The organism is Photorhabdus hainanensis (assembly GCF_018448965.1).
GTDB classification, from domain to species: domain Bacteria; phylum Pseudomonadota; class Gammaproteobacteria; order Enterobacterales; family Enterobacteriaceae; genus Photorhabdus; species Photorhabdus akhurstii.
On sequence record NZ_RCWD01000017.1, the window covers coordinates 20,362 to 46,595 of the forward strand.

The window sequence follows — 26,234 nt, forward strand, 5'->3', positions numbered from 1 at the left end:
TCCTCCTCAAGCTCTGGCACTGGTTTTTACGAACGGGCTTTTGGTAGTTTCTCTGCGGAAGCGGTATCCGAGGTACGCAAAGAGACTTATGGCGAAGACCTGGGGCAAAACAACTGGTCCTCTGCTGATGAGTTTAGAAAGTTCTCCCAATGGCTTCAATTATCTGACCGCTCTCATGTGCTGGATGTATGCAGTGGGTCTGGAGGGCCGGCTCTGTTTTTGGCAAGGACCAGCGGCTGTAGGGTGACGGGGGTTGACATTAATCCTCACGGCCTCCTTACCGCCCGGCAACTTGCGGCAGATTTCGGACTGGAAGATCGAAGCAACTTCGTCGACAGTGATGTTCGTCAGCCTCTGCCATTTCCCGACGGCGCCTTTGACGCGCTATGGTGCATCGACTCGGTAATTCATATTCCCGATCGGCTGGCCTTGCTGAGTGAGTGGTGTCGGCTACTGAAGCCAGGCGGACGGTTTTTGTATACTGATCCTACCTTGGTAACCGGTATGCTCAGTAAAGAAGAGATAGTGATACGTGGCATGCCAGGTTATTTCCTCTATAGCCCAATCGGATTGAATGAGCGTCTGATCAATGAGGCGGGTCTTTGCCTTGAAATGCAAGTGGACCTGACACAAAGCGTTGTTGAACTCAGCGAACGCTGGAGTGCCGGGCGTGAGAAGCGCAAGGAGCAGTTTATCGTAATAGAGGGTGAAGAGACGTTCGAACGTATGCAGAACTTCTTGTCCACCACTCGATTAGTCTCAATCGAACGCAGGTTGTCGCGCGTGGCTTTTGTCGGTTATCGTCCGTGATATCCTTTACCTCCTGCCCATTGGGCAAGGAGGTATCCTACCTATTTGCGTGTGAATAATGATGTTAACCTACCGAAGTGCATTCAACTTTCCTGTCTCGGGTTGGATGTCTGGCTTGACCGCTTACTAAAAATTCAATGAATGATTTAAAGGAATACTAATCTATTTACTCGTAGAATAATTATGTTGTACTGACTATGCGAAATTGAATTTAAATTAATTTAAAGTAAAGGTAGCGATTGTTCAAAAATATATTTTTAATGTTATGGAAATGTGTATTTCTTTAATTATATTTTAGATTTTTGGAATTAATCTAAGTAATTATTTTGTTTTATTATCAGTATGGTGTTTTTATTGCGATTATAATATGTTTTTGACCATTGTAGTATAAATGGTTATATAATTATTTTATTATTGCTATATTTCCTTGATATACAAATTAAATATTTTTTATTTTAATCATATTGGAATTTGTTTTTGTTTTTTATGATTTAATAACATATCGTTATCTAGGTCAGGTGGTAGCAATAGAGAGTGATTTAATTGATTAATTTATTATCGGTCACCTGTAATGATATGTTTTAAAATAAGTATATTAATAACAACAATGAAATTTATTTTTATTCTATTGAATGTTAAATTTCTTAATTGAATAAAGCAAGGAGATAAGTATGATTTTAAATAAAAAAGTTTTCCTGATTTCCCCTTTTTTGCTCGCAGTGAGTAGTTTTAGTATGGCATGTAAGACAGATCCAAAGATAGAAAAAATAATCACTAAAAATGGGTTGGAAAAGACCAAAGTGATGTCTATGTATAAAAATTGCACACTTTCAGTCTCAGCAGATACACCAAATAAAGTGACATTAGTAAATAATAAAGCGGCAAAGCGTGATGCTAAAGCAGAAAAAGCGATGTACTGGTACAGAGGGATGGAAATAAAGGAATATAAAGCATTTCATCAGAATAAGTATAAAAGCCTTCCTTGTGTTAAAGGCGAAAGTTTTTGTGGAATTGCTCCAGAATATACTTATTCGCAAGGTTATCTGACAAATAAAAACCCTGGCGTTGTTGTTGAGTTTAGTACAATAGAACCCAGTTGGTTATATAATGACTTTAAAATTAAACATAAGTGTGAGTATAAAGCTGAAGGGGGAGGAACATATGGGCTTGGTGTAACAGGAACATCGGCAAGTTGTGATTCAGAATATAAGAGAGTTGGAATAGGAAATGTATTTAATAGGTGGTTGTCAGAAAAGTCAGCTAAAATAGATGTCATAATTTCTTATGTATTATTAGCAAAATAAATTTCAGCTATAAATAATTTTTTTGAAATATATTGCACCGAATGTTTATAACTTCGGTGCTTTTTATTGGTGATGTTTTTTATGTAAAAATATACTTTACAGGCAAGATATTATCATGTAGTAAAAGAAAATTATAATTAGTAGATATTCTACAATAAGTATGAATAAAGATTTTATCTTTTTGAATTATTTTGATGACTACAATTGCAATTAGATAATGTTATTTATATTGATTTTGAATGGTAAATAGGTATTCATTTTATTTGCATGATATTGTAATAAATAAAAAAGTATCTATTTTAAATGTTATTGAAATTATCTTTTTTTGTGTTTTTCCTGTTTTTTATTTAATTATTACAGGGCTTGTTTTTTTTGATTTCATAATCTACCTTTATTTAATAAGGCTAATAACAAGAGAAACTGATTAAATGATATGATTTATATTGCAAAGTTATTTTGTTGTTGGTTTCTTATTTGTGGTGGCATTGTATTTGTAGTGGAATTTTATTTATAGTGGCATTTTATTTATAGTGGCATTGTACGTTAGGTCATTATGTGTCGGTAAAGATGATGACTGGATTTATTAATAACGGCTATGAAATATATCTTCGTTCTTTTGGGTATCAATACCATCGATAAAGTAAGGAGAGGAGTATGAGTTTTAATAAAAAAGCTTTTCTGATTGCCACTTTATTAGTTGTGAGTCACTTTAGTATGGCATGTAATACTGATCCAATGGTGGAAAATATAATAAACAGCTATGGTCTACAAGAGACTAAAGTGATGTCTATGTATAAAAATTGCGAATTTCAGGTGGTGAATAGTGGCAATAGAGTGATATTAACTAATAATAAATCCGAAAATAGAAATGAACGTGCAGAAATAGCAATGTATTGGTATAGGGGAATGGGAATAGAGGAATATAAGTTATTTGATAGTAATAATTTTAAGAGTATTCCTTGTGTTAACGTGTCAAATCGCTTTTGCGGCATTTCCCCTGAATATATTTACTCCAAGAGCTATCCAATTAGAGAAGATAAAAAATTTGTTATAGAGTTTAAGACGATAGAGCCTGGCTGGCTATATAATGAATTTACTACTAAGCATGACTGCGAAATTGATGTTAAATCAAGAGGAAGATCATATGGGCTTGGTGAAATAAATGCCTCGAAAAAAGATGAATCAAATTGTAAGCCTAAAGGTTATAAGATAGGAGATGAGTTCAATAAGTGGCTATCAGGAAAACCAGCTAAAATAGAGGCGATAATTGCTTATGTACAATTACCCATACCAGACTAATCTTAATATCTGTTATATATACCCGTCATCTTTCAAGTTGCCTCTTTGTTGGCCGCGCTCGCTCACCCCGGTCACATAGTTTGCTATGCTCCCGGGGATTCACTCCCTTGCCGTCGCGATGCATCTTGAAATCCATAGGGTATAATCGTGTCATTATCAGCTTTAAACTCTCTTTTTAGCGCCGAATGTCTTATCGCTTTGGTGCTTTTTTGGGTTAAATTTCATCCTCCTTGCGGGAGGATATAACTGATAGTACTCGATAGAATGTTAAAGGAATAAGTGTACATTGCAGCAAGAATTCTATTAAGTCACAAAGAAATTTTTTATTGAGAAATGTTTTTCAAAATACGTATTTTCATATAACTATTGGTTTTTTTCTTATATACCGTTACTATATCTTTTTGTATATATTATAATGACATATTTTTTAATTTAATCATATTGGAATTTGTTTTTGTTTTTTATAGTTAAATAATCTATCTTATTTCACTCAGATAATAACAAAGAAGATTAATGCAACAGGTTAATTTATTGTATGTTGTCTGTAATAGTGTTTTTTTAATCAATATATAACAATAAAATCTATTTCAATTAAGTACCAAAACTATAAATAAAGCAAGGAGAGAAATATGAGTTTGAATAAAAAAGTTTTCCTTATTTCCCCACTTTTATTAGCTATTAGCAGTTTCAGTATGGCATGTATGAAAGATCCGGAAAACATTAGAAATCAGGTAAAAGATGCAATAACTGCAAATGGATTGGCAAAAACCAAAGTAATGTCTTTATACACAAATTGTGTTCTTAGAGTTAAAGACAACACACCAAATAAACTTACGCTAAAGAGTAGTAAAACCTCAAATAGTGATAATGAGGCAGAAAAATCGATGTACTGGTATCGAGGAATGGAGATAAAGGAATATCAAACATTTGATAAAAATAGGAACGAGAAAATTTCTTGCGTTCAAGAAAACAGTTTCTGTGGAATTGCGCCTCAATTCACTTACTCACAAAGTTATCTAACGAATAAAAAACCAGGTGTTGTTATTGAATTTAAGACGGAAAAGGCTGGTTGGTTATATAATGACTTTACAACTAAAAATGGATGTAAGACTAAAGCTGAAGGTGGAGGAACATACGGGCTTGGTGTAACAGGAACATCGGCAAGTTGTAATTCTGCATATAAGCAACGCGGAATAGGAAATATATTTAATGGGTGGTTATCAAAGAATAAAGTACAAGCCCAGGTAGCGTATGTATTATTACAGAAAAAGAAAAAATAGGCTTATCTGTGCTGAAACTATGCAATTATCAATCTTGAATACACACAGATAACTATAAAGGTGAGGTGCCGCATATATGCGGCACGATTAAATTGTTTTTTGTATTTAATTGTGTTCAGTTAGATAGCAGAAAAACTTTCATTGAAAAATATTTTACAATAGTGATAAATAATTATTTGATTTTTATGTATTTTATAATCGAGCATAATTGCAATCTTGTGAAAATTATTTAGATTATTATGATATAAAAAACCAGTGGTTATGATGTTATATATATAACATGTGAATGTTGATAAATTATTCATTTTATATATTGTTGAAATTTTTCTATATTTATTTTTATGTATTTAAGTAAGATATTTTTCTAATTTAATGATTCTGTAATTTGTGTTTTTTGATTTAATAATCTATTCTTACTTAAGAAAGGAAATAATAACTAATTGAATTAAATGATTTATATTGTAATTCCCTATTGTTGTTGATTTCTTATTTGTGTCTGAATTGTGATTTAAATTATTATTTATATCGTAAATTATATATTAGTTTGATGATAACGAAATTAATTTTTGTTCCATTTAGTGTTAAAACTATAAATCAAGTAAGGAAAGAAACATGAATTTGCATAAAAAGATTTTCTTTATTTCGCCGTTTTTATTAGCGATGAGTAGTTTCAGTATGGCATGTATGCAAGATCCAGAAAATATTAGAAATCAGGTAAAAGACGCAATAGATTATAATGGATTGAATAAGACTAAAGTGATGTCTATGTATGGAAATTGCAAACTTAGAGCGAATGTGAAAAATTTTGAAAAGAGAAATGACATTGAGTTAAATAATACTTTTACTCTTAATCAGGATGATGAGGCTGCGACAGCAAAGTATTGGTATAGAGGAATGGGAAAAGATGAATATATATTATTAGACCGCAATGGATATAATGCAATCCCTTGTGTTACAGAGGCGAGCTATTGTGGAATTACACCTCAATATACTTATGCAAAAACATATCCGACAAGTGAAAAGCCTAAAATTACTATAGAGTTCAGTACAGAAGGATCTGGTTGGTTATATAACGAATTTACAACTCAACATCAGTGTCAAATTAAAGCGGAAGGGGGAGGTTCATATGGGCTTGGCAGAACAGGAACATCGGGTGATAGGGTGAGTAGCTGTAAGCCTGCTGAATATAGGGTAGGGGTTGAATTTAACAGATGGTTATCAGGACATAAAATACAAGCTCAAGTTTCTTATGTATTGTTACCAAAAAAGCCAAAAAATAGGATTTAACGTCTATTCTGTTACCCTGTAATTATCAATCTTAAATTTTTTCAAATAAATATAAAGTGCCGCAGATATGCGGCACGATTAAATTTCTGATTTATTTTGCGAAATGTATCTCAATAGCACTTTTAGCATCTTGCCGGGCTTCTTCAAGTGTATCGCCAGCAAAATAACAGCCGGGTACATCAGAAAACCAGTATCTTTCTGGGAATAAAAAGAAAATAAAAAGGCCAAATCCAGTGAAGTACAGGATTCAGCCTTTATCAGTCATTAATCTGCTACGGATAAGAAGCGGTTACGCTTCCCCCTGTGCTGATTGAATCGCAGTCAATGCAACGGTGTAAACAATATCGTCTACCAAAGCGCCACGGGACAGGTCGTTAACCGGTTTACGCATACCTTGCAGCATTGGCCCGATAGAAACCAGATCCGCAGAACGTTGTACCGCTTTGTAGGTGGTGTTACCGGTGTTCAGATCAGGGAAGATGAACACGGTGGCTTGACCGGCAACCGGTGAGTTTGGTGCTTTGGATTTCGCTACATCTGCCATGATTGCGGCGTCATATTGCAATGGGCCGTCAATGATCAGGTCCGGGCGTTTTTCCTGTGCCAAACGCGTTGCCTCACGTACTTTCTCAACATCACTACCGGCGCCGGAGTTGCCGGTAGAGTAGGAGATCATGGCTACGCGCGGTTCAATACCAAATGCTTTAGCTGAATCCGCAGATTGGATAGCGATTTCAGACAGTTGTTCAGCCGTCGGATCTGGATTGATTGCACAGTCACCGTAAACCAGAACCTGTTCTGGCAATAGCATAAAGAATACGGATGATACCAATGAGCTACCCGGCGCGGTTTTGATTAACTGCAATGGTGGGCGGATAGTGTTGGCCGTGGTGTGTACCGCGCCGGATACCAAACCATCAACTTCGCTCTGTTCCAGCATCAACGTACCCAGAACAACGTTGTCTTCCAGTTGTTCACGTGCAACGACTTCGGTCATGCCTTTGCTTTTACGCAGTTCAACCAGACGTGGAACATAACGCTCACGTACAGCAACCGGATCAACAATTTCAATACCCGCGCCTAGTTCTACCCCCTGAGCAGCGGCGACACGACGGATCTCTTCTGGGTCACCAAGTAGAACGCATTGCGCAATACCACGGTCAGCGCAGATAGAAGCCGCTTTCACGGTACGAGGTTCGTCACCTTCCGGCAGAACAATGCGTTTGCCTGCTTTGCGCGCCAGTTCTGTTAATTGATAACGGAATGCGGGTGGAGACAGACGGTGCGGGCGCTCAGAGTTCGCTGTCAGGGAGTCGATCCACTCTTTGTTGATATGGTGTGCGACGTAGTTTTGCAGTTTTTCAATACGTTCATGGTCATCTGCCGGGACTTCCAGACTGAAACTTTGCAGGCTCAGGGAAGTCTGCCAGGTGTTGGTATCAACCATAAAGACTGGCAGGCCAGTGTTGAAAGCGCGTTCACACAATTGCTTAATCGGCTCATCGATGGCATAGCCGCCGGTCAGCAGAATTGCGCCGATTTCAACGCCATTCATCGCTGCCAGACAGGCCGAAACCAGAACGTCTGGACGATCAGCCGAAGTGACCAGCAGAGAACCGGGACGGAAGTGCTCTAACATGTGTGGAATGCTGCGTGCACAGAAAGTCACGGATTTCACACGACGAGTTTTGATCGCGCCTTCGTTGATAATACGGGCGTTCAGGTGTTTTGCCATATCAATTGCACGAGTTGCAATCAGGTCGAAACTCCACGGAATGCAACCCAGAATCGGCAATGGGCTGTTTTTAAACAGTGTGTTCGGATCGATGTTAGATGTGGTGGCTTTTGAGGATTCATCAAAGATCTCTGACAGATCAGGACGGGTACGGCCTTGATCGTCAACCGGCGCATTCAGTTTGTTAATAATAACACCGGTAATGTTCTGGTTTTTGCTGCCGCCAAATTCAGCACGCGCCAGTTCAACACGCTCTTTCAACTGTTCCGGGGAATCATTACCTAGCGCCAATACGAATACGATTTCAGCGTTCAGCGTTTTGGCAATTTCATAGTTGAGAGATTGGGCGAATGAATGCTTGCGGGTTGGAACCAGACCTTCAATCAGAATGACTTCTGCATCTTTGGTGTTTTCGTGGTAAAGGGCCACGATTTTTTCCATCAGTACATCTTTCTGATTGGTTGTCAGCAAAGATTCCACATGCGCCATGTCCAGCGGTTCAGCGGTTTTTATGCTGGAATGAGAGCGGATGATTGTCGTGGTTTGATCTTGGGCGCCACAGCAACGGGATTGGGCGATAGGTTTGAAAACACTCAGGCTAACGCCTTTTTGCTCCATTGAGCGGATTACACCTAAACTAACACTGGTCAAGCCGACGCTGGTGCTAGTAGGGATCAACATAATTGTTCGGGACACGGAAACCTCTTTACGGTTGCTCGTTGGTCAAAAAATAGTACCGCCAGCAGTGGCTGGCGGTTAGTCAAATTATTACGCGGTCAGACGTGCTGCGTCTTGAGCGATCACTAATTCTTCATTGGTTGGGATCACCAAAGCAAGACGGCTGTTGTCAGTCGTGATAGCGCCGGATTTACCGAAGCGAGCCGCCAGGTTACGGTCGTGATCGTATTCAAAGCCTAACAGAGCCAGTTTTTTCAGTACCAGCTCACGAACCAGTGCGGAGTTTTCACCAATACCACCGGTAAAGATAATGGCATCCAAACGGCCTTCCATCAGTGCGGAATAAGAGCCGACGTATTTAGCCAAACGGTGGCAGTAAACATCCATAGCGCGTTTAGCGTCGTCTTTGGTTTCATAGTTATCTTCTATGTAACGGCAATCACTGGTGACTTCGGTCAGACCGAGTAAGCCAGATTCTTTGGTCAACAGTTTGTTGATTTGTTCAACGCTCATGCCCAGTGAATCATGCAGGTGGAAAATGATAGCCGGATCGATGTCGCCGCTGCGGGTACCCATTACCAGACCTTCCAGTGGCGTCAATCCCATAGAAGTATCAACACACCGGCCATTAACAATAGCGGAGATAGAGCCGCCATTGCCCAGATGGCAGACGATAACGTTCAGCTCTTCAACCGGTTTGTTCAGTGTTTTTGCCGCTTCACGGGAAACGAAGAAGTGGCTGGTTCCATGTGCGCCATAGCGACGAATGCCGTGCTCTTTGTACAGGTTGTATGGCAGGGCATACAGGTAAGCCTCTTCCGGCATGGTCTGATGGAACGCGGTGTCGAATACGGCAACGTTTTTGTCAGTCAGGTGTGGGAACCCTTTTTTCGCTTCTTCGATACCAATCAGATGAGCCGGGTTGTGCAATGGCGCGAATGGAACCGCGTCTTTAATCCCTTGAATCACTTCATCATTGATGGTGACGGATGCTGTGAATTTTTCACCGCCGTGAACAATGCGGTGGCCGATTGCAGCGATTTGATCAGAAAGTTCTGGTTTTTCCGCCAGAATAGTATTAACAATAAAGTTCAATGCTTCACTGTGGGCTGCACCAGCACCTAAAGCGGCTTCATGTTTCGCGCCATCCATTTTCCACTTAATGCGGGCTTCGGGCAGGTTAAAACATTCAGCTAGACCAGAAAGATATTCTTCACCGTTAGCAGGATCGATGATAGCAAATTTCAGAGAAGAGCTACCGCAATTGAGGACCAGTACCAGCTTACTTGACATGGAAATACCTATATCGTGTTTGTCATTGAGTCTTACAGATAAGACATGTTGATTAATAAAACGTCAATTACTTATGAGCGTAGCGCGTAAGGTGATGACATTAAATGATTAACATCATGCTAAGTACAAAGAGCATGATGATAAGGTTTCGATTTTCAAAACCCCTTTTTTGCCAGCCATGATGTTAAGAGATAGCGTGATTTGTTAACAAAATGAACCTAAATGCAGTAAAAAAGGTAAAATGTGTCACTTTACTGCTGTGTATAACACAAAAGTGGATGTAGGATACCGATAGCCAGCAGTAAAGACAAAATATACTTAATCCTACAAAAAATATTTTATCATTTACAATGTTTTTTTAAAAAATGTGTTTTTAATTGATTGAGGTCATAATGAGCGCAATACCTCCCACCAGTAATGGATGGCTGAGAAAGATGCAACTGGGACAGCAATACATGAAGACTTGGCCGATTGAGAAACAATTGGCGCCCATGTTTCCCGAAAACCGGATTATTAAGGCAACTCGTTTTGGTATCCGGTTTATGCCGCCGTTGGCTATTTTTACTTTGACGTGGCAAATCGCACTGGGTGGTCAGCTTGGTCCGGCGGTGGCGACGGCGCTGTTTGCCTGTAGTTTACCGATGCAAGGGTTATGGTGGTTGGGGAAGCGGGCATCAACGCCACTACCGGCGGCATTGCTGAAATGGTTCCATGAAATCCGTGATAAATTTGCCGCTGCCGGTATTGCGATGGCGCCGGTGCAGCAAACGCCAACTTATCAATCTCTCGCGGAACTGTTGAAACGCGCATTTAAACAACTCGATCGTTCGTTTCTCGATGATGTTTAAGCCAGGAGAAATCCGTTGCCAGATTATTGCCGTCAATGTACTGGAAAATCAGAAATGATGGTTCATGGCGAAAAGTGGGGCATTGTTGATCGCAACCGGAGATTTTCCCCCGATAAAATGGTCTACTAGCCAAGTTTTCGATACTAATATCTTCTTCTTTGTTGATAGAGGCCATTTTGAATAGCGAACTCTTGTGGGTATTGACCCTGCTGTTGATAGCTATTGTTCTTTTTACCACCAATAAACTGCGCATGGATATTGTTGCATTATTGGTGATTATCGCGTTTGTCATGAGTGGAACGTTGACGCTCGGTGAAGCGACCAGCGGTTTCAGTGATCCCAATGTGTTGTTGATAGCTGCCCTGTTTGTTATTGGCGAAGGGTTGGTAAGGACTGGCGTTGCTTATCAAATGGGGGACTGGCTGGTAAGGGTTGCCGGAAACAGCGAAACCAAGATGTTGGCATTATTGATGATGACGGTGGCGGGGCTTGGTGCTTTTATGAGTTCCACGGGCGTGGTCGCGATTTTCATTCCTGTGGTGCTCAGTGTGGCGGCAAGAATGAAAATTTCGCCGGGGCGGTTGATGATGCCTTTGAGTTTTGCCGGGCTTATCAGCGGCATGATGACGTTGGTAGCGACGCCGCCCAATATGGTGGTTAACAGTGAGTTGATAAGGGAAGGGCTTCCCGGTTTCAAATTCTTCTCCATTACACCGATTGGTATTTTGATTCTGTTTGCCGGTATTGGCTATATGTTGATCGCTCGCCATTGGTTGGGAAATAATCAATCGGATAAAGGTCATGATAAATGGAATCGCCGCACTTTCCGTGACCTTATCCGTGACTATAAATTATCCGGTCGGGCGCGTCGTTTGGCTATCCGTTCAGGTTCCCCGCTGATTGGCCTTTCTCTTGATGAGTCAAATTTGCGCGCCCGCTATGGGGCTAATGTCGTCGGTATTGAGCGTTGGCGACGTTTTCGGCGCGTTATGGTCAGTGCGGTGGGCAATACCGAATTGAGAGCGCGGGATGTGTTGCTGGTTGATATGTCAGACAGTGAGGTGGATCTGCGTGAGTTTTGCAGTGAGCAATTATTAGAGCCGATGGTACTGCGTGGGGAGTATTTCTCTGAACAATCTCGTAATGTGGGAATGGCGGAGGTTTCTCTGATCCCGGAGTCGGATTTATTAGGAAAGTCGCTGCGGGAAATCTGTTTTCGTACCTGCTATGGCTTGAATGTTGTTGGTATTCGACGTGATGGTGAATCGTTGCCGGGTAAACTGGTCGATGAGCCGCTGCAACTGGGCGATATTTTGCTGGTTATTGGTGATTGGAAACTGATCCGTGTCCTGCAAACCAAAATGCGCGATTTTATTGTCCTTAATCTGCCGGTTGAGATCGAAGAAGTAGCCCCGGCAACGTCCCAAGCTCCACATGCGCTTTTTAGTTTGGCGCTGATGGTAGCCATGATGCTTACCGATGAAGTACCTAATGTGATTGCCGCATTGATAGCTTGCCTGTTGATGGGAAAATTCCGCTGTATTGATATGGAAAGCGCGTACCGCTCTATTCACTGGCCCAGTATTATCCTGATTGTCGGGATGATGCCGTTTGCACTGGCATTACAGAAAACCGGCGGGATTGATCTGATTGTTCGCGGCCTGATGGATATTGCCGGTGATATGGGACCGAGGGTAATGCTGGTATGTCTGTTTGTACTTTGCGCGGTAATCGGTTTGTTTATTTCTAATACGGCAACGGCGGTATTAATGGCGCCGATAGCCATTGCTGCCGCACGTGAAATGGCAGTCTCTCCGATGCCGTTTGCCATGATTATTGGCGTGGCGGCTTCCGCTGCGTTTATGACCCCGGTTTCATCCCCAGTGAATACGCTGGTCCTTGGCCCCGGTGGTTATAAGTTTTCCGATTTTGTCCGTTTGGGCGTGCCATTTACCCTGCTGGTGATGATGATAAGTGTGCTGATCATCCCTTGGTTGTTTCCATTTTAATGGGGGATATCAAGGCTAATTTCATCCAGTGATAAGCTGAACCCAGGGACAAAAACTTTCATAAAGTAATCCATCTCCTGGCTGTGACGATCAGCCAGGGTTTTTTCAAGCCGGGCTTTCGCCAGATTGAATTCATGGTTGCCTGCCGATAACTCTTCCAGACATTTCAGATAAGCACACAGGGAATCGGCCTGCTTGATAATAAAAGTTTCTTCTGCTGTATGCTGACTGTCATCCAGAATTGGGCGGAAATCCTCTTGTAGCTCCGCGGGCAGCATTTCCAATAATTTCTTCTGCGCGATTTTTTCTATCTTTTTGTATTCCCGTGCGATATGTGGATTGTGATATTTGACCGGGGTGGGTAAATCTCCGGTGATAACTTCGCTGGCGTCGTGATACATAGCCAGCAACGCAATGCGTTCAGCATTCACATTGCCGCCAAATTTGCGGTTTTTGATAATGGCTAAGGCGTGTGCGACAAAGGCTACCTGTAGGCTGTGTTCAGACACATTTTCTGTACGTACATTGCGCATCAAAGGCCAACGGTTAATCAGTTTCAAACGGGAGAGGTGGGCAAAAAAGTGGCTCATAATTATCTCTTACAGTAAACATTGCGGTTATTGTGAGCGGTGGGTGGGGTGAAGTAAACCTTAAAATCGTTTCTTATTTTTATCCTTTGGTTTTGTAAGGAAATTTGCTATTTATCTAGGCACATTAAAACGGGTATCCAGACCGTATAGCAGGGGCGATATGGTTAATTTACATTTACCATTAACTGGCAATGTTATAGTCGTGATGGATATATTTTTTAAAAGAAATTTATTTCTCCACTCCATTTTATATACAATTCATATACAAAAATTTCATATAATTTACAATAGTTTATTATTTATTCAGGTGTTCTCTTTTATCAAGTTTAATAAATGCAATGTTTAGTTCTTTTGTATCTTGCTAATGCCTTATATAATCTCTGCAAGAGTCCTCTATAAAATAAAAAAATTAGTCTGTGTTACCGGTAAAAAATGAAAATTTATTGGTCTTATTTTGCCGAGAGTTATCATTTGGCATCAATAAAGAAAGCTACAGAAATGGTTATCAAGGATTTCTCTCTGACAGGCGAGGTTTTCCTCAACGAGGGAAAAACGGGCAGGCTAGGTTTATCGGACAGGCTGGATTTGTCGGAATAGAAGAAATAGGTTTTCTTCTACACCGACAGAATGAATGGTATGAGTAATCTCCGTTATCAGTAATCTCTTTCTGTGAACGGAGATTCTTTTTACTGGTGATATTTGCCAATAAATCGAGCGAATTTTTGAATCGCCATCTCCAGTTCGTCGAGCCTTGGTAGCGTCACGATGCGGAAATGGTCAGGTTCCGGCCAGTTAAATGCGGTTCCTTGCACTAACAAAACCTTCTCTTGTAATAAAAGGTCAAGCACCATCTTTTGGTCATCATGAACATTAAAACGCTTCGTATCAATTTTGGGAAACATATATAAAGCGCCTTTAGGTTTTACGCAGGAGACGCCGGGGATTTGATTAATTAATTCCCATGCTCGGTTACGCTGCTCATACAAACGACCACCAGGTAAAATGAATTCACTGATACTTTGGTAACCACCTAAAGCAGTTTGAATAGCGTGTTGCATTGGCACATTGGCGCATAAACGCATTGATGCCAGCATCTCTAAACCTTCAATATAGCTCTTAGCGTGTTTCTTCGGGCCGTTTAATACCATCCAGCCTTGACGAAAACCGGCTACCCGATATGTTTTGGATAGCCCGTTAAATGTTACCGTTAACAGATCAGGGGCGAGTGCGGCAATTGAATGATGTTCTGCGTCGTCATATAAGATTTTGTCGTAAATCTCATCAGCAAAAATAATCAAATTGTGTTGACGGGCTATTTCAACAACTTCCAACAGCAATTCTTTACTATATACAGCACCCGTTGGATTATTAGGGTTAATAATCACGATCCCACGTGTACGAGGTGTAATTTTGTTGCGGATATCGTTTAAGTCAGGAAACCAATCTGACCCTTCATCACACATATAATGTACGGCTTTGCCGCTGGAAAGTGAAACCGCCGCAGTCCAGAGAGGATAATCAGGAGCGGGAACCAGCATTTCATCACCGGTATTCAGTAATGCTTGCATTGCCTGAACGATTAATTCAGAAACGCCATTGCCGATATAAATATCTTCAACGGTCACATCCATCATATTCCGGGCTTGATAATGTTGCATGATAGCTTTGCGTGCGGAATACAGACCTTTCGAATCTGAATAACCCTGCGCGGTTGGTAAGTTACGGATAACATCTACCAAGATTTCATCTGGCGCTTCAAAACCAAAGGGGGCTGGATTGCCAATATTTAATTTGAGGACTTTATTACCTTCTTCTTCAAGGCGTTTCGCTTCCTTGAGTACGGGGCCGCGGATGTCGTAACAAACATTATCCAATTTGCTGGATTTTTTAACTGCTAGCATAGAGAGTCTTACCTTATCTTGGCAAAAAAAGGGGCGCCAGGCACATAGCGTGTAACATTTAATGTACTCTTCCCGCTGAATGTTTTGAAGATGCCTTGATATATTTGGTTAAAATGGTTGTTTTAGTAGGGAAGTTGTTATTTGAGTATCTTTTTATGCAAATTATGTCAGCGTTAAATTCTGAATTTATTAACAAGATTAAATTTATAATCTTAATTGTGGGTGTTTTCTAGTGTGGAAATGGAGTGTTTTTAACGTGATAACGGCTTGATTGTGCCATTTTGGGCAGAAAGTGATCATGGTTCAATTTGCCAATAAAAATGGTTGTGTTTGTATAATTTATTCTTATGTATAAGATTTGCCTTGAATTGGCAATTCAGAACTATATATTTTAGAAAGATCGAACAATATTTTTGATCATTTCTGGAAACTAGTTGTAAATTTATCTGAATAGGATTATTAAACATTAGTGATATTGTAGATTTTTACTTTATATTTAGTTTTTCTGATATAACTTATGTTATTCTTTGACGTGAGTCAGAAAACAAAATAACCAAACTAGAAATCACATATAGGGTGTTGTAAATAGGGATTGTCCCCAATTTATTTAGGAATCCGAGTAACTTTTGCTAACGAAGAGGAGAAAATAAAACCCGCAATGGGTTCAATAGGTAAAAAAACAGCAGTAAATCTTTGCCCTATTTAATAGAGTAGAGTACTGTCTAAGCGATGTTAATTTAATTTGATAGTGCTTACGTAAAAACACCAGGTTAGTTAGTAATTAAAATCAAAAAAAAGTGATGAATAAACAATGATAAATGCAAATCGTCCGATAATGAATCTCGATCTCGATCTGCTAAGGACTTTTGTTGCTGTTGCTGATTTAAATACTTTTGCAGCAGCGGCAGCGGCAGTATGCAGAACGCAATCGGCTGTAAGTCAGCAAATGCAACGTTTGGAGCAGTTGGTGGGCAGAGAGCTGTTTGCCCGCCACGGCCGTAATAAGCTTCTTACAGAGCATGGTCTTCAACTTCTTGGTTATGCAAGACAAATTCTGCGCGCTAACGATGATGCCAGCGCATCATTAACCTATAGCGACGCGGAAGGCGAACTAAGAATCGGTGCATCCGACGATACGGTGGATACACTGCTCCCTTTTTTGCTAAATCGCATCGCTTCTGTTTATCCGCGGATGGCAATAGATGTCCGTATAAAGCGTACTCAATTTATTGAAAGTATGCTGGATAGCCATGAGATCGATTTGGCGCTCACAACCGCGAAGATCAGTCATCATCCAAGGACTGTTCTGCGCTCAACACCGGTATTATGGCATTGCGCCCCTGATTTCCAGCTACAACCAAATGAGCCTGTGCCACTGGTTGTGATGGATGAAACCAATCCATTCCGTCAGTTGGCGTTGGATACGTTGGATGAGGTGGGAGTATCGTGGCGTATTGCTTATGAAGCCGCTTCTCTGTCGGCGGTTCGCACGGCGGTGAATGCAGAAGTCGGTATTACTGCCCGTCCTTTGGAAATGCAAAATGCCGATCTGCGTATTTTAGGGGAGAGTGAAGGGCTTCCTCGTTTGCCTGAAACTCAATTCTCTCTTTATAGACATAGCAATGAACAAAATGAATCTGTTCTGACGGTTTTTAGCGCTATAGAGAATAAGAAAACGCCATACACGATATCGGGTGTTCCAGAAGAACTTCCTGATGATGACGATATTATTGATGAGTAATATCTGAAACACTTGTCTTTGCTAATACCTCCATTATGGACGGAAGGAGGTATTAGCTCCCTAGATATATTTATAAGCAATCATCAACTGAATTCATCTTATTTTGTTGTTATCGTAACCATTAAATATACGGTGGCATTTTTCTTAACACCTCCCTGATTTAGTTAACAAATTGTTATATTGTTAACAAAGTAATAATTCGCTGAATTGATGAAATAAGAATATCTGTAGTGAGCAGGAACTTTTCTTGTCGCTAATGGATAAAAAATATAATTTCTTAAGATTTGAATGAATTATCATCAGCAGTAAAATTTTTTTCTGTCAAATTGTGTACTTGATCAAAGAAATACTCCCTATGTAGCAGTGGAAAGGCAGGTTTTTCCTGAGATAATGATGTAGTAAAAGCGAGTTATCGGTTAGACTAGTTTCCGCCGCTATTCGCATGTCAGTTAACTGACACGTTTTAGCAGCGCGGCAGCACGATCCGTTAAGACTAAGTTTGTTGTTTGTAAATAAATGTTAGATTAATTTTGTCATAACAGACAAAATATTGTTGAGAGGAGTAAAAACCAAGAAGATTCACTCCATCAATCATTGATTAACAGTGTTTCAGATTTGGTTGTTACCCCTTCCCTTGAATCGATGTGGTGCAACACTGCCAGACAAAAGAGCAGACACTTTTGACACCACTTTTGATGAGTAAGCAATGAGTATGTCAACATCCACTGAACTCTTTGCCCATCACTGGGCATTCGCGGTATTTCTTTTAGGTGCTTTCGGTCTGTGTGCTTTGATGCTGTTAGGGGCGTTTTTCTTGGGCGGAAGAGCGAAAGCCCGGGCAAAACATGTCCCTTATGAATCCGGTATTGATTCTGTCGGTAGTGCTCGTCTCCGTATGTCGGCCAAGTTCTATCTGGTCGCTATGTTCTTTGTCATCTTCGATGTTGAAGCGCTGTTTTTATATGCATGGTCAGTCTCTATCAAAGAGAGTGGCTGGTTAGGCTTTATCGAAGCAAGCATTTTCATTTTGGTGTTACTCGCAGGCTTGTTTTATCTGGTGCGTATTGGGGCGCTGAATTGGACGCCATCTCGTTCAAGCCGCCAGGTAAGTAAACCAAGTGTTGTGATTAACATTAACAATAGTCATCCGCAGTAATAGCGAGGCATTTAAAGATGGATTATACGCTCACCCGCATAGATCCGAACGGTGAGAATGACCGTTATCCCCTGCAAAAACAGGAAATTGTCGCAGACCCACTGGAGCAGCATGTTCACCGTAGTGTTTACATGGGCAAACTGGAGCATGCTCTGCATGATATGGTGAACTGGGGACGTAAAAACTCCCTGTGGCCCTACAACTTTGGTCTTTCCTGCTGTTATGTGGAAATGGCCACATCATTTACCGCTGTTCATGATGTCGCCCGTTTTGGCGCTGAAGTTTTACGTGCATCACCCCGTCAGGCGGATTTTATGGTGGTCGCTGGCACTTGTTTTACCAAAATGGCGCCGGTTATTCAGCGCTTGTATGACCAGATGCTTGAGCCGAAGTGGGTTATCTCTATGGGAGCCTGCGCCAACTCTGGCGGTATGTACGATATTTACTCTGTAGTTCAAGGCGTCGATAAGTTTATCCCCGTTGATGTTTATATTCCTGGTTGTCCTCCTCGTCCTGAAGCTTATATGCAAGCTCTGTTGCTGTTACAGGAGTCGATCGGCAAAGAGCGTCGTCCGCTGTCTTGGGTGGTGGGAGATCAAGGGGTTTACCGTGCCAATATGCAGTCAGAAAGAGAACGTAAGCACGGGGAACGTATCGCAGTGAAAAATCTGCGTACGCCAGACGAAGTTTAAGAATCTGTCTTTTAGACAGTAGGCGTGACTCAAAGTAGCCTAATGAATGTAACCAGAGCAATGTGTTGCGATACTAATCCTGATCAAAACGAACACTGATCAAAGCGTTGTGGTGAAAAATGATGATAGATCAGATAGCGCAAGAAAGCGCCCGGCCTGCGTGGCAAACTCACGACCATCTTGATGATCCGGTTGTGAGTGAGCTGCGTAACCACTTTGGCCCGGATGCCTTTACTGTTCAGCCAACCCGTACTGGTATACCCGTTGTTTGGGTGAAGCGTGAACAATTACTGGAAATAATGACTTTCCTGAAGAAACTGCCTAAACCTTATGTCATGCTGTTCGATTTGCATGGCATGGATGAGCGCCAGCGTACTCACCGCCAGGGTCTGCCAGAGGCAGATTTTTCTGTGTTTTATCACCTGCTTTCTATTGAGCGTAACCGCGATATTATGTTGAAGGTCGCCCTCAGTGAAAAAGACCTGAATCTGCCGACTGCAACTCCTCTGTTTCCAAATGCCAACTGGTATGAGCGTGAAACATGGGAAATGTTCGGCATTGTCTTTAACGGCCACCCAAACCTGCGTCGTATTATGTTGCCGCCGACTTGGGAAGGGCATCCGCTGCGTAAGGATTATCCCGCTCGTGCGACGGAATTTGATCCTTTCGAACTGACCAGACAGAAAGAAGATCTGGAGATGGAAGCGCTGACTTTCAAACCAGAAGAGTGGGGAATGAAACGAGGTACTGAGAATGAGGACTTTATGTTCCTTAACCTTGGTCCTAACCATCCCTCTTCTCATGGTGCGTTCCGTATCATTCTGCAACTGGATGGTGAAGAGATTGTCGATTGTGTCCCGGATATTGGTTATCACCATCGTGGCGCGGAGAAAATGGGAGAGCGCCAATCTTGGCACAGTTATATTCCCTATACAGACCGTATTGAATACTTAGGCGGTTGTGTTAACGAAATGCCTTATGTGCTGGCGGTGGAGAAACTGGCGGGAATTGAAGTGCCTGACCGGGTAAAAACTATTCGCGTTATGTTGTCGGAATTGTTCCGCATTAACAGCCATCTACTCTACATTTCAACTTTCATTCAGGACGTCGGCGGGATGACGCCGGTGTTCTTCGCCTTTACTGACCGCCAGAAAGTGTATGATCTGGTGGAGGCGATTACCGGTTTCCGTATGCACCCGGCGTGGTTCCGCATTGGCGGCGTCGCTCATGACTTGCCGCGTGGTTGGGATAGATTGCTGCGCGATTTCCTGAACTGGATGCCTAAGCGCCTTGATTCCTACGTGAAAGCAGCGCTGAAAAACAGCATCCTGAAAGGCCGTTCTATTGGGGTTGCCGCTTATAATTCCAAACAAGCCCTTGAATGGGGCACCACTGGCGCTGGGTTGCGGGCGACGGGCATTGCGTTTGATGTGCGTAAATGGCGCCCATACTCCGGCTATGAAAATTTCGATTTCGACGTGCCGATTGGTAATAACGGCGACTGTTATGATCGCGTGATGTTGAAAGTGGAAGAAGTGCGTCAGAGCTTGCGAATCTTGAAACAGTGTCTGGATAATATGCCTGAAGGTCCATTCAAAGCGGATCATCCACTGACGACGCCGCCACCCAAAGAGCGTACTTTGCAGCATATTGAGACCATGATTAACCACTTTTTGCAAGTGTCATGGGGACCGGTAATGCCGGCAAATGAATCTTTCCAAATGATTGAGGCCACCAAAGGCATCAACAGCTATTACCTCACCAGCGACGGCAGTACTGTGAGTTACCGTACCCGCGTCCGTACACCGAGTTATCCGCATTTGCAGCAGATCCCATCGGTAATCCGCGGTGGCTTAGTGTCTGACCTGATCGTGTATCTGGGCAGTATCGATTTTGTTATGTCTGATGTGGATCGCTAACTATGCAAAGTGAAATTAACGCGAGTGCTCAACAAGCGCGACTTGATGTGGTTAACGTAACAGAGTCTCAGGCAAAAGCAGATTTTGTGCTGAGTATCGAAGAGCACGATGCCATTGAGCACGAAAAACACCACTACGAAGATCCGCGCGCCGCTTCGATAGAAGCATTGAAAATTGTACAGAAGCATCGTGGTTGGGTACCGGATGGCGCCATTTACGCGATCGCTGATGTGCTTGGTATTCCCGCTAGTGATGTGGAAGGTGTGGCGACATTTTACAGCCAGATTTATCGTCAACCGGTGGGCCGCCATATTATTCGTTATTGTGACAGCGTGGTTTGTCATATTACCGGTTATCAGGATGTCCAGGCTGCGATTGAAAAACATCTGAATATCTGTCCGGGGCAGACGACGAAAGATGGGCGTTTTACGCTGTTGCCAACCTGTTGTCTGGGTAACTGTGACAAAGGCCCGACCATGATGATCGATGACGATACGCACAGTTCTGTCAGACCTGAAGAGATTGAAAAGTTACTGGAGCAGTATCCATGACAGCATATTCAGGAATAAAAGAAATTATTCGTACTGAGGAAAATCATCCTCTTACTTGGCGTTTACGGGATGATAAACAACCGGTATGGCTGGATGAGTACCGTAGCAAAAGTGGTTATCGTGGCGCTGAAAAAGCACTGAAAAGCATGTCCCCAGATGAAGTGGTTTCTCTGGTAAAAGACGCCGGGCTGAAAGGCCGTGGCGGCGCAGGCTTCTCTACTGGTTTGAAGTGGAGCCTGATGCCAAAAGATGAAAGCATGAATATCCGTTATCTGCTATGCAACGCAGATGAAATGGAGCCGGGTACTTACAAAGATCGCTTGCTGATGGAGCAACTTCCTCACCTGCTGGTGGAAGGGATGTTGATCAGTGCGTTTGCCTTGAAAGCTTATCGTGGTTATATCTTCCTGCGTGGTGAATATGTGGAAGCGGCTGTGCATCTGCGTAAAGCCATTGAGGAAGCTAAGGCAGCGGGTTTGTTGGGTAAAAACATTATGGGCAGCGGCTTTGATTTTGAGTTGTTTGTTCATACCGGCGCAGGGCGTTATATCTGCGGTGAAGAAACCGCGTTGATTAACTCACTGGAAGGCCGTCGAGCAAATCCTCGCTCAAAACCGCCATTTCCAGCCACTTCCGGCGCATGGGGCAAGCCTACTTGCGTCAACAACGTTGAAACCTTGTGCAATGTTCCTTCAATTCTCGAATACGGTAAAGAGTGGTATATCGGCCTGAGCGCGGGCAAGAGTAAAGATGCCGGTACCAAACTGATGGGCTTCTCTGGTCGGGTGAAAAATCCGGGCTTGTGGGAGTTGCCATTTGGTACGACTGCCCGTGAAATTCTTGAAGATTATGCCGGCGGTATGCGTGACGGCTTGAAATTCAAAGCATGGCAGCCCGGTGGTGCAGGAACTGACTTCCTAACCGCTGAACATCTGGATCTGCCAATGGATTTCGAAAATATCGCTAAAGCGGGCAGCCGTTTGGGCACTGCCTTGGCAATGGCGGTTGATCATGAAATCAACATGGTTTCTTTAACCCGTAATCTTGAAGAGTTCTTTGCCCGTGAATCTTGCGGCTGGTGTACTCCATGTCGTGACGGGTTGCCGTGGAGCGTGAAAATCCTGCGTGCAATAGAGCGTGGGGAAGGGCAACCCGGGGATATTGAAACGTTGGAACAGCTCTGTCGCTTCCTTGGGCCAGGTAATACATTCTGTGCTCACGCACCGGGGGCCGTGGAACCACTACAGAGTGCCATCAAATATTTCCGTGATGAATTCGAAGCTGGAATTATAACCAAAGACTATGGGAACACTCATCTCATTGCGGGTATCCAGTCAAACCTGTTGAAACAGCGTTGGTAATGGGTTCTTCACGAAATTAGCAGAATTTTTGATTAACACTTGCTGAAAAGCAGGTCATTTGGAAGCATGCTGACTATGGCTACGATACATGTAGACGGCAAAAAATATGACGTAGACGGGGCTGATAACCTGTTACAAGCCTGCCTCTCTTTGGGGTTGGATATTCCTTATTTTTGCTGGCATCCAGCGCTTGGAAGCGTTGGCGCTTGCCGCCAGTGTGCGGTGAAGCAATATCAAAACGAGGATGATACGCGCGGTCGTCTGATAATGTCCTGTATGACTCCGGCAGCGGATGGCACTTTTATCTCGATTGATGATGAAGAGGCTAAAAAGTTCCGTGAGAGTGTGGTTGAGTGGTTGATGACTAACCATCCGCACGATTGCCCGGTGTGTGAAGAAGGGGGCAACTGCCACTTACAGGATATGACCGTGATGACCGGTCATACATTCCGTAAATACCGTTTCACTAAGCGTACTCACAACAATCAGGAATTGGGGCCGTTTATTTCTCATGAAATGAACCGCTGTATTGCCTGTTATCGTTGTGTGCGTTACTACAAAGATTACGCCGACGGCACTGATTTTGGTGTCTATGGCGCTCACGATAATATCTATTTTGGTCGCCCTGAAAGCGGCACGCTGGAAAGTGAGTTCTCCGGTAACTTGGTGGAAATTTGTCCAACAGGGGTATTTACTGATAAAACCCACTCTGAACGTTATAACCGTAAATGGGATATGCAGTTCGCGCCAAGTATCTGCCAACAGTGCAGCATTGGTTGCAATACCAGCCCGGGAGAGCGCTATGGTGAATTACGCCGTATCGAGAACCGTTATAACGGGACAGTAAACCACTACTTTATGTGTGACCGTGGTCGTTTCGGTTACGGTTATGTCAACAGTAAGGATCGCCCTCGTCAGCCACAGCAATTGCGTGGTGATCATTGGATCTCGCTTAACGCTGAGCAGGCTATGCAGGGCGGGGCGGATATTTTACGTCAGGCCAAAAATGCCATCGGTATCGGTTCCCCACGCGCCAGTTTGGAAAGTAACTTTGCACTGCGTGAACTGGTGGGTGCGGAAAACTTCTATAGCGGGATTGCCGCGGCTGAACAACAACGCCTTGATATGATGTTGGAAATTCTTCAACAGGGTGGCGTTTATACACCGTCGCTGCGTGAAATTGAAAGCTATGATGCGGTATTGATTTTAGGTGAAGATCTAACGCAAACCGGTGCCCGGATGGCATTATCTGTTCGTCAGGCGGTGAAAGGCAAAGCCCGCGAAATGGCGGCTGCTCAGAAAGTTGCTGATTGGCAAATTGCCGCTGTGATGAATATTGGTCAACGTGCGAAATATCCCCTGTTTGTGACCAACGTGGATGATACTCGTCTGGATGATATCGCAGCGTGGAATTATCGTGCGCCGGTTGATGATCAGGCGCGTTTTGGTTTTGCAGTCGCTCATGCATTGGATAACACTGCGCCGGCAGTCGAGAATTTGCCTGACGAGCTGAAAGCTAAAGTGGAAATGGTTGCGCAAGCATTGATTGGCGCGAAGAAACCACTGATTATCAGCGGCAGTAACGTCGGTAGTGATGCGATTATTCAAGCAGCGGCCAATGTTGCCTGGGCGCTGAAAGACCGAGGTTCAGATGTCGGTTTGTCGTTTGTTGCAATCTATGCGAATAGTATTGGATTGGGAATGATGGAGGCTCAGCCACTGGATGTTGCGTTGCAACGGATAAGCAGTGGTGAATCTGATACGGCTATTGTGATGGAAAATGATCTCTATCGGCATGCCGCAGCAGATAAGGTAGACGATGCACTGAGCAAGCTGAAAAATCTGGTTGTGGTTGATCATCAACGCACTGCCATCATGGATAAAGCCCATTTGATTCTTCCAGCTTCCAGCTTTGCAGAAAGTGACGGTACGCTGGTAAATCAGGAAGGCCGGGCGCAGCGTTATTTCCAAGTTTTTGAACCCTCTTTCTACGACAAGTCGGTGGTGATGCTGGAGAGTTGGCGTTGGTTGCACTCCTTGCACACAACTTATACTGAACGCCATTTAGATTGGACGCAGCTTGACCATGTTATTGATGCTTGTGTTGAAACAATGCCGCAGCTTAAAGGCATTGTTGATGCCGCGCCTGATTCTACATTCCGCATCCGTGGTCAGAAACTGGCCCGTTCACCGCATCGTTACAGTGGCCGTACTGCAATGTTGGCGAATCTCAGCGTACATGAGCAACGTCAGCCGCAGGATGTCGATTCGCCATTCGCTTTCTCAATGGAAGGTAACAATAGCCCAGATGCCTATCGTCAGCAGGTGCCGTTTGCATGGGCGCCGGGCTGGAACTCACCACAGGCTTGGAACAAATTCCAGGCGGAGGTAGGTGGTCATCTGCGCTTTGGCGATCCCGGTGTGCGTCTGATTGAAACCACTGACGGCGGTTTGAACTATTTTGATCAGATCCCGACAGCCTTTACTGCACAAAATAACCAGTGGACAGTGGCTCCTTACCACCATTTGTTTGGTAGTGAAGAGTTAACTCAGCGTTCTGATGTGATTCAGGAACGTATGCCGGAGCCTTATGTGATGCTCAATAGCAAAGATGCGGATCAATTGGGTGTGAAAACGGGTTCTGTTCTGGAGTTTGATTGTTTTGGTCAGCAACTGCGTCTGGCGGTTCGTCTGAGTGAAAATCTTGCTCAAGGGCAGATTGGTTTGCCAATGGGAATGCCGGGTATTCCTCCAGTATTGGCGGGTGTTTCCGTGAATAATTTACGGGAGGTTGCATAATGAGTTGGTTAACCCCCGAAATTATTGATGTGCTGATCGCTGTTCTCAAGGCCGTGGTGATCCTGGTCGTGGTGGTTGTCTGTGGGGCATTGATGAGCTTTGGCGAGCGTCGTTTGCTAGGGCTGTTTCAAAACCGTTATGGGCCAAACCGTGTAGGTTGGGGTGGGTCGTTACAGATCGTCGCTGACATGATCAAAATGTTCTTCAAAGAGGACTGGGTACCCCGGTTTGCCGACAGAATGATCTTTACCTTGGCGCCGGTGATTGGTTTCGTTTCTCTGTTGCTGGCATTTGCCATTGTGCCGATCACGCCGACTTGGATGGCCGCCGACCTGAACATCGGTATTTTGTTCTTTATGATGATGGCGGGTCTGGCTGTCTATGCGGTGCTGTTTGCTGGATGGTCAAGTAACAATAAATACTCATTACTGGGGGCGATGCGTGCTTCTGCGCAGACACTGAGTTACGAAGTGTTTATCGGCCTCTCCTTTATGGGCGTTGTGGCGCAGGCAGATTCTTTCAATATGGTGGATATCGTCAATGCACAGGAGCATATGTGGAATGTCATTCCTCAGTTCTTTGGCTTCTTGACTTTTGCTATCGCGGGTGTGGCGGTGTGTCACCGTCATCCATTTGACCAGCCGGAAGCAGAACAGGAGCTGGCTGACGGCTATCATATTGAATATTCCGGTATGAAATTCGGTCTGTTCTTCGTTGGTGAATATATCGGTATTGTCACGGTTTCTGCCCTGATTGTGACAATGTTCTTTGGTGGCTGGCATGGTCCGTTCTTGCCGCCGTTTGTCTGGTTTGCGTTGAAAACGGCATTCTTCATGGTGATGTTCATCCTGATACGCGCCTCTTTACCACGTCCGCGTTATGACCAGGTGATGGCGTTTGGCTGGAAAGTCTGTTTGCCGCTAACCTTACTTAACCTGCTGGCGACTGCGGCAGTGATTTTGTACAACGCTCAATAAGGGG

The 26,234-nt window shown here is 43.2% G+C and carries 20 protein-coding genes and 2 pseudogenes; 17 read left to right on the forward strand and 5 right to left on the reverse strand.

All coding sequences use genetic code 11. From position 1 onward, the window contains the following. Nucleotides 1–88: 88 nt before the first annotated feature. The 7 genes and pseudogenes from EAE92_RS24600 to EAE92_RS12170 all read left to right on the forward strand — a co-directional run bounded on the left by EAE92_RS24600 (nt 89) and on the right by EAE92_RS12170 (nt 5,980). Nucleotides 89–247: a hypothetical protein gene (locus EAE92_RS24600; RefSeq protein ID WP_246545167.1), complete on the forward strand. Its 159-nt coding sequence runs from the start codon at nt 89–91 to the stop codon at nt 245–247. Beyond that, a pseudogene (locus EAE92_RS24605) lies at nt 178–432 on the forward strand (SAM-dependent methyltransferase); the annotation flags it as partial. The gene EAE92_RS24600 and the pseudogene EAE92_RS24605, both read left to right, overlap by 70 nt. Before the next feature lie 42 nt (nt 433–474). Continuing rightward, a complete protein-coding gene (locus EAE92_RS24610; protein ID WP_246545168.1) occupies nt 475–810 on the forward strand; it encodes a hypothetical protein in 336 nt (111 codons plus the stop codon). A 671-nt stretch (nt 811–1,481) separates the two neighbouring features. Then, complete coding sequence (locus EAE92_RS12155) at nt 1,482–2,114, forward strand: hypothetical protein (protein ID WP_214068274.1); 633 nt, start codon at nt 1,482–1,484, stop codon at nt 2,112–2,114. A gap of 654 nt (nt 2,115–2,768) precedes the next feature. Further along, nucleotides 2,769–3,413, forward strand: coding sequence for a hypothetical protein (locus EAE92_RS12160; protein WP_214068275.1), 645 nt, complete (start codon nt 2,769–2,771; stop codon nt 3,411–3,413). 629 nt (nt 3,414–4,042) lie between these two features. Continuing rightward, nucleotides 4,043–4,693, forward strand: coding sequence for a hypothetical protein (locus EAE92_RS12165; RefSeq protein WP_036781393.1), 651 nt, complete (start codon nt 4,043–4,045; stop codon nt 4,691–4,693). Between the two features lie 612 nt (nt 4,694–5,305). Continuing rightward, nucleotides 5,306–5,980, forward strand: coding sequence for a hypothetical protein (locus EAE92_RS12170; RefSeq protein WP_214068276.1), 675 nt, complete (start codon nt 5,306–5,308; stop codon nt 5,978–5,980). Nucleotides 5,981–6,080: 100 nt separating this feature from the next. On the opposite strand, the pseudogene EAE92_RS12175 reads toward EAE92_RS12170, so the two are convergent. The 3 genes and pseudogenes from EAE92_RS12175 to ackA form a co-directional block, all read right to left on the reverse strand. After that, nucleotides 6,081–6,197 (reverse strand): annotated as a pseudogene (locus EAE92_RS12175) (type II toxin-antitoxin system HicB family antitoxin); the annotation flags it as partial. Nucleotides 6,198–6,269: 72 nt separating this feature from the next. Next, the gene (gene pta / locus EAE92_RS12180; RefSeq protein ID WP_214068322.1) at nt 6,270–8,396 is read right to left on the reverse strand and encodes a phosphate acetyltransferase; all 2,127 of its coding nucleotides are present in this window, start codon (nt 8,394–8,396) and stop codon (nt 6,270–6,272) included. Between the two features lie 87 nt (nt 8,397–8,483). After that, on the reverse strand, nt 8,484–9,686 hold the full coding sequence (ackA, locus tag EAE92_RS12185) for an acetate kinase (protein ID WP_214068277.1): 1,203 nt from the start codon (nt 9,684–9,686) through the stop codon (nt 8,484–8,486). Nucleotides 9,687–10,078: 392 nt separating this feature from the next. On the opposite strand from ackA, the gene yfbV reads away from it, so the two are divergent. Together yfbV and EAE92_RS12195 are read left to right on the forward strand one after the other, a co-directional pair. Further along, nucleotides 10,079–10,534, forward strand: coding sequence for a terminus macrodomain insulation protein YfbV (gene yfbV, locus EAE92_RS12190; RefSeq protein WP_036811929.1), 456 nt, complete (start codon nt 10,079–10,081; stop codon nt 10,532–10,534). A gap of 176 nt (nt 10,535–10,710) precedes the next feature. Beyond that, nucleotides 10,711–12,543 (forward strand): SLC13 family permease, encoded by a 1,833-nt coding sequence (locus EAE92_RS12195; RefSeq protein ID WP_214068278.1) that lies wholly within the window; start codon nt 10,711–10,713, stop codon nt 12,541–12,543. On the opposite strand, the gene yfbR is transcribed toward EAE92_RS12195, so the two are convergent. Then, nucleotides 12,540–13,133 (reverse strand): 5'-deoxynucleotidase, encoded by a 594-nt coding sequence (gene yfbR, locus EAE92_RS12200; RefSeq protein ID WP_036781381.1) that lies wholly within the window; start codon nt 13,131–13,133, stop codon nt 12,540–12,542. The two genes, EAE92_RS12195 and yfbR, sit on opposite strands and share 4 nt — an antisense overlap. A 686-nt stretch (nt 13,134–13,819) precedes the next feature. Further along, on the reverse strand, nt 13,820–15,034 hold the full coding sequence (locus EAE92_RS12205) for a pyridoxal phosphate-dependent aminotransferase (RefSeq protein ID WP_105398092.1): 1,215 nt from the start codon (nt 15,032–15,034) through the stop codon (nt 13,820–13,822). Nucleotides 15,035–15,845: 811 nt separating this feature from the next. Between EAE92_RS12205 and hexA the strand changes: the two genes are divergently transcribed. From hexA to nuoH, 8 genes are all read left to right on the forward strand, one after another. After that, nucleotides 15,846–16,775, forward strand: a complete 930-nt coding sequence (hexA, locus tag EAE92_RS12210) for a transcriptional regulator HexA (RefSeq protein ID WP_036781377.1) — start codon at nt 15,846–15,848, stop codon at nt 16,773–16,775. A gap of 706 nt (nt 16,776–17,481) precedes the next feature. Beyond that, nucleotides 17,482–17,931 carry an NADH-quinone oxidoreductase subunit A gene (locus EAE92_RS12215; RefSeq protein WP_011147306.1) on the forward strand — a complete coding sequence of 150 codons (450 nt, stop codon included), beginning with the start codon at nt 17,482–17,484 and terminating at the stop codon, nt 17,929–17,931. A gap of 17 nt (nt 17,932–17,948) precedes the next feature. Further along, complete coding sequence (locus EAE92_RS12220) at nt 17,949–18,623, forward strand: NuoB/complex I 20 kDa subunit family protein (RefSeq protein ID WP_011147305.1); 675 nt, start codon at nt 17,949–17,951, stop codon at nt 18,621–18,623. A 119-nt stretch (nt 18,624–18,742) separates the two neighbouring features. Continuing rightward, nucleotides 18,743–20,542, forward strand: coding sequence for an NADH-quinone oxidoreductase subunit C/D (gene nuoC, locus EAE92_RS12225; protein WP_105398090.1), 1,800 nt, complete (start codon nt 18,743–18,745; stop codon nt 20,540–20,542). Between the two features lie 2 nt (nt 20,543–20,544). Continuing rightward, nucleotides 20,545–21,093 (forward strand): NADH-quinone oxidoreductase subunit NuoE, encoded by a 549-nt coding sequence (nuoE, locus tag EAE92_RS12230; RefSeq protein ID WP_036781371.1) that lies wholly within the window; start codon nt 20,545–20,547, stop codon nt 21,091–21,093. Continuing rightward, nucleotides 21,090–22,454: an NADH-quinone oxidoreductase subunit NuoF gene (gene nuoF, locus EAE92_RS12235; protein WP_214068279.1), complete on the forward strand. Its 1,365-nt coding sequence runs from the start codon at nt 21,090–21,092 to the stop codon at nt 22,452–22,454. The genes nuoE and nuoF overlap by 4 nt, the downstream gene beginning before the upstream one ends. Nucleotides 22,455–22,529: 75 nt before the next feature. Next, a complete protein-coding gene (gene nuoG, locus EAE92_RS12240; RefSeq protein ID WP_214068280.1) occupies nt 22,530–25,253 on the forward strand; it encodes an NADH-quinone oxidoreductase subunit NuoG in 2,724 nt (907 codons plus the stop codon). Continuing rightward, nucleotides 25,253–26,230 carry an NADH-quinone oxidoreductase subunit NuoH gene (nuoH, locus tag EAE92_RS12245; RefSeq protein WP_040152056.1) on the forward strand — a complete coding sequence of 326 codons (978 nt, stop codon included), beginning with the start codon at nt 25,253–25,255 and terminating at the stop codon, nt 26,228–26,230. Before nuoG ends, nuoH begins: the two co-directional genes overlap by 1 nt. The last annotated feature ends 4 nt before the right edge of the window (nt 26,231–26,234 follow it).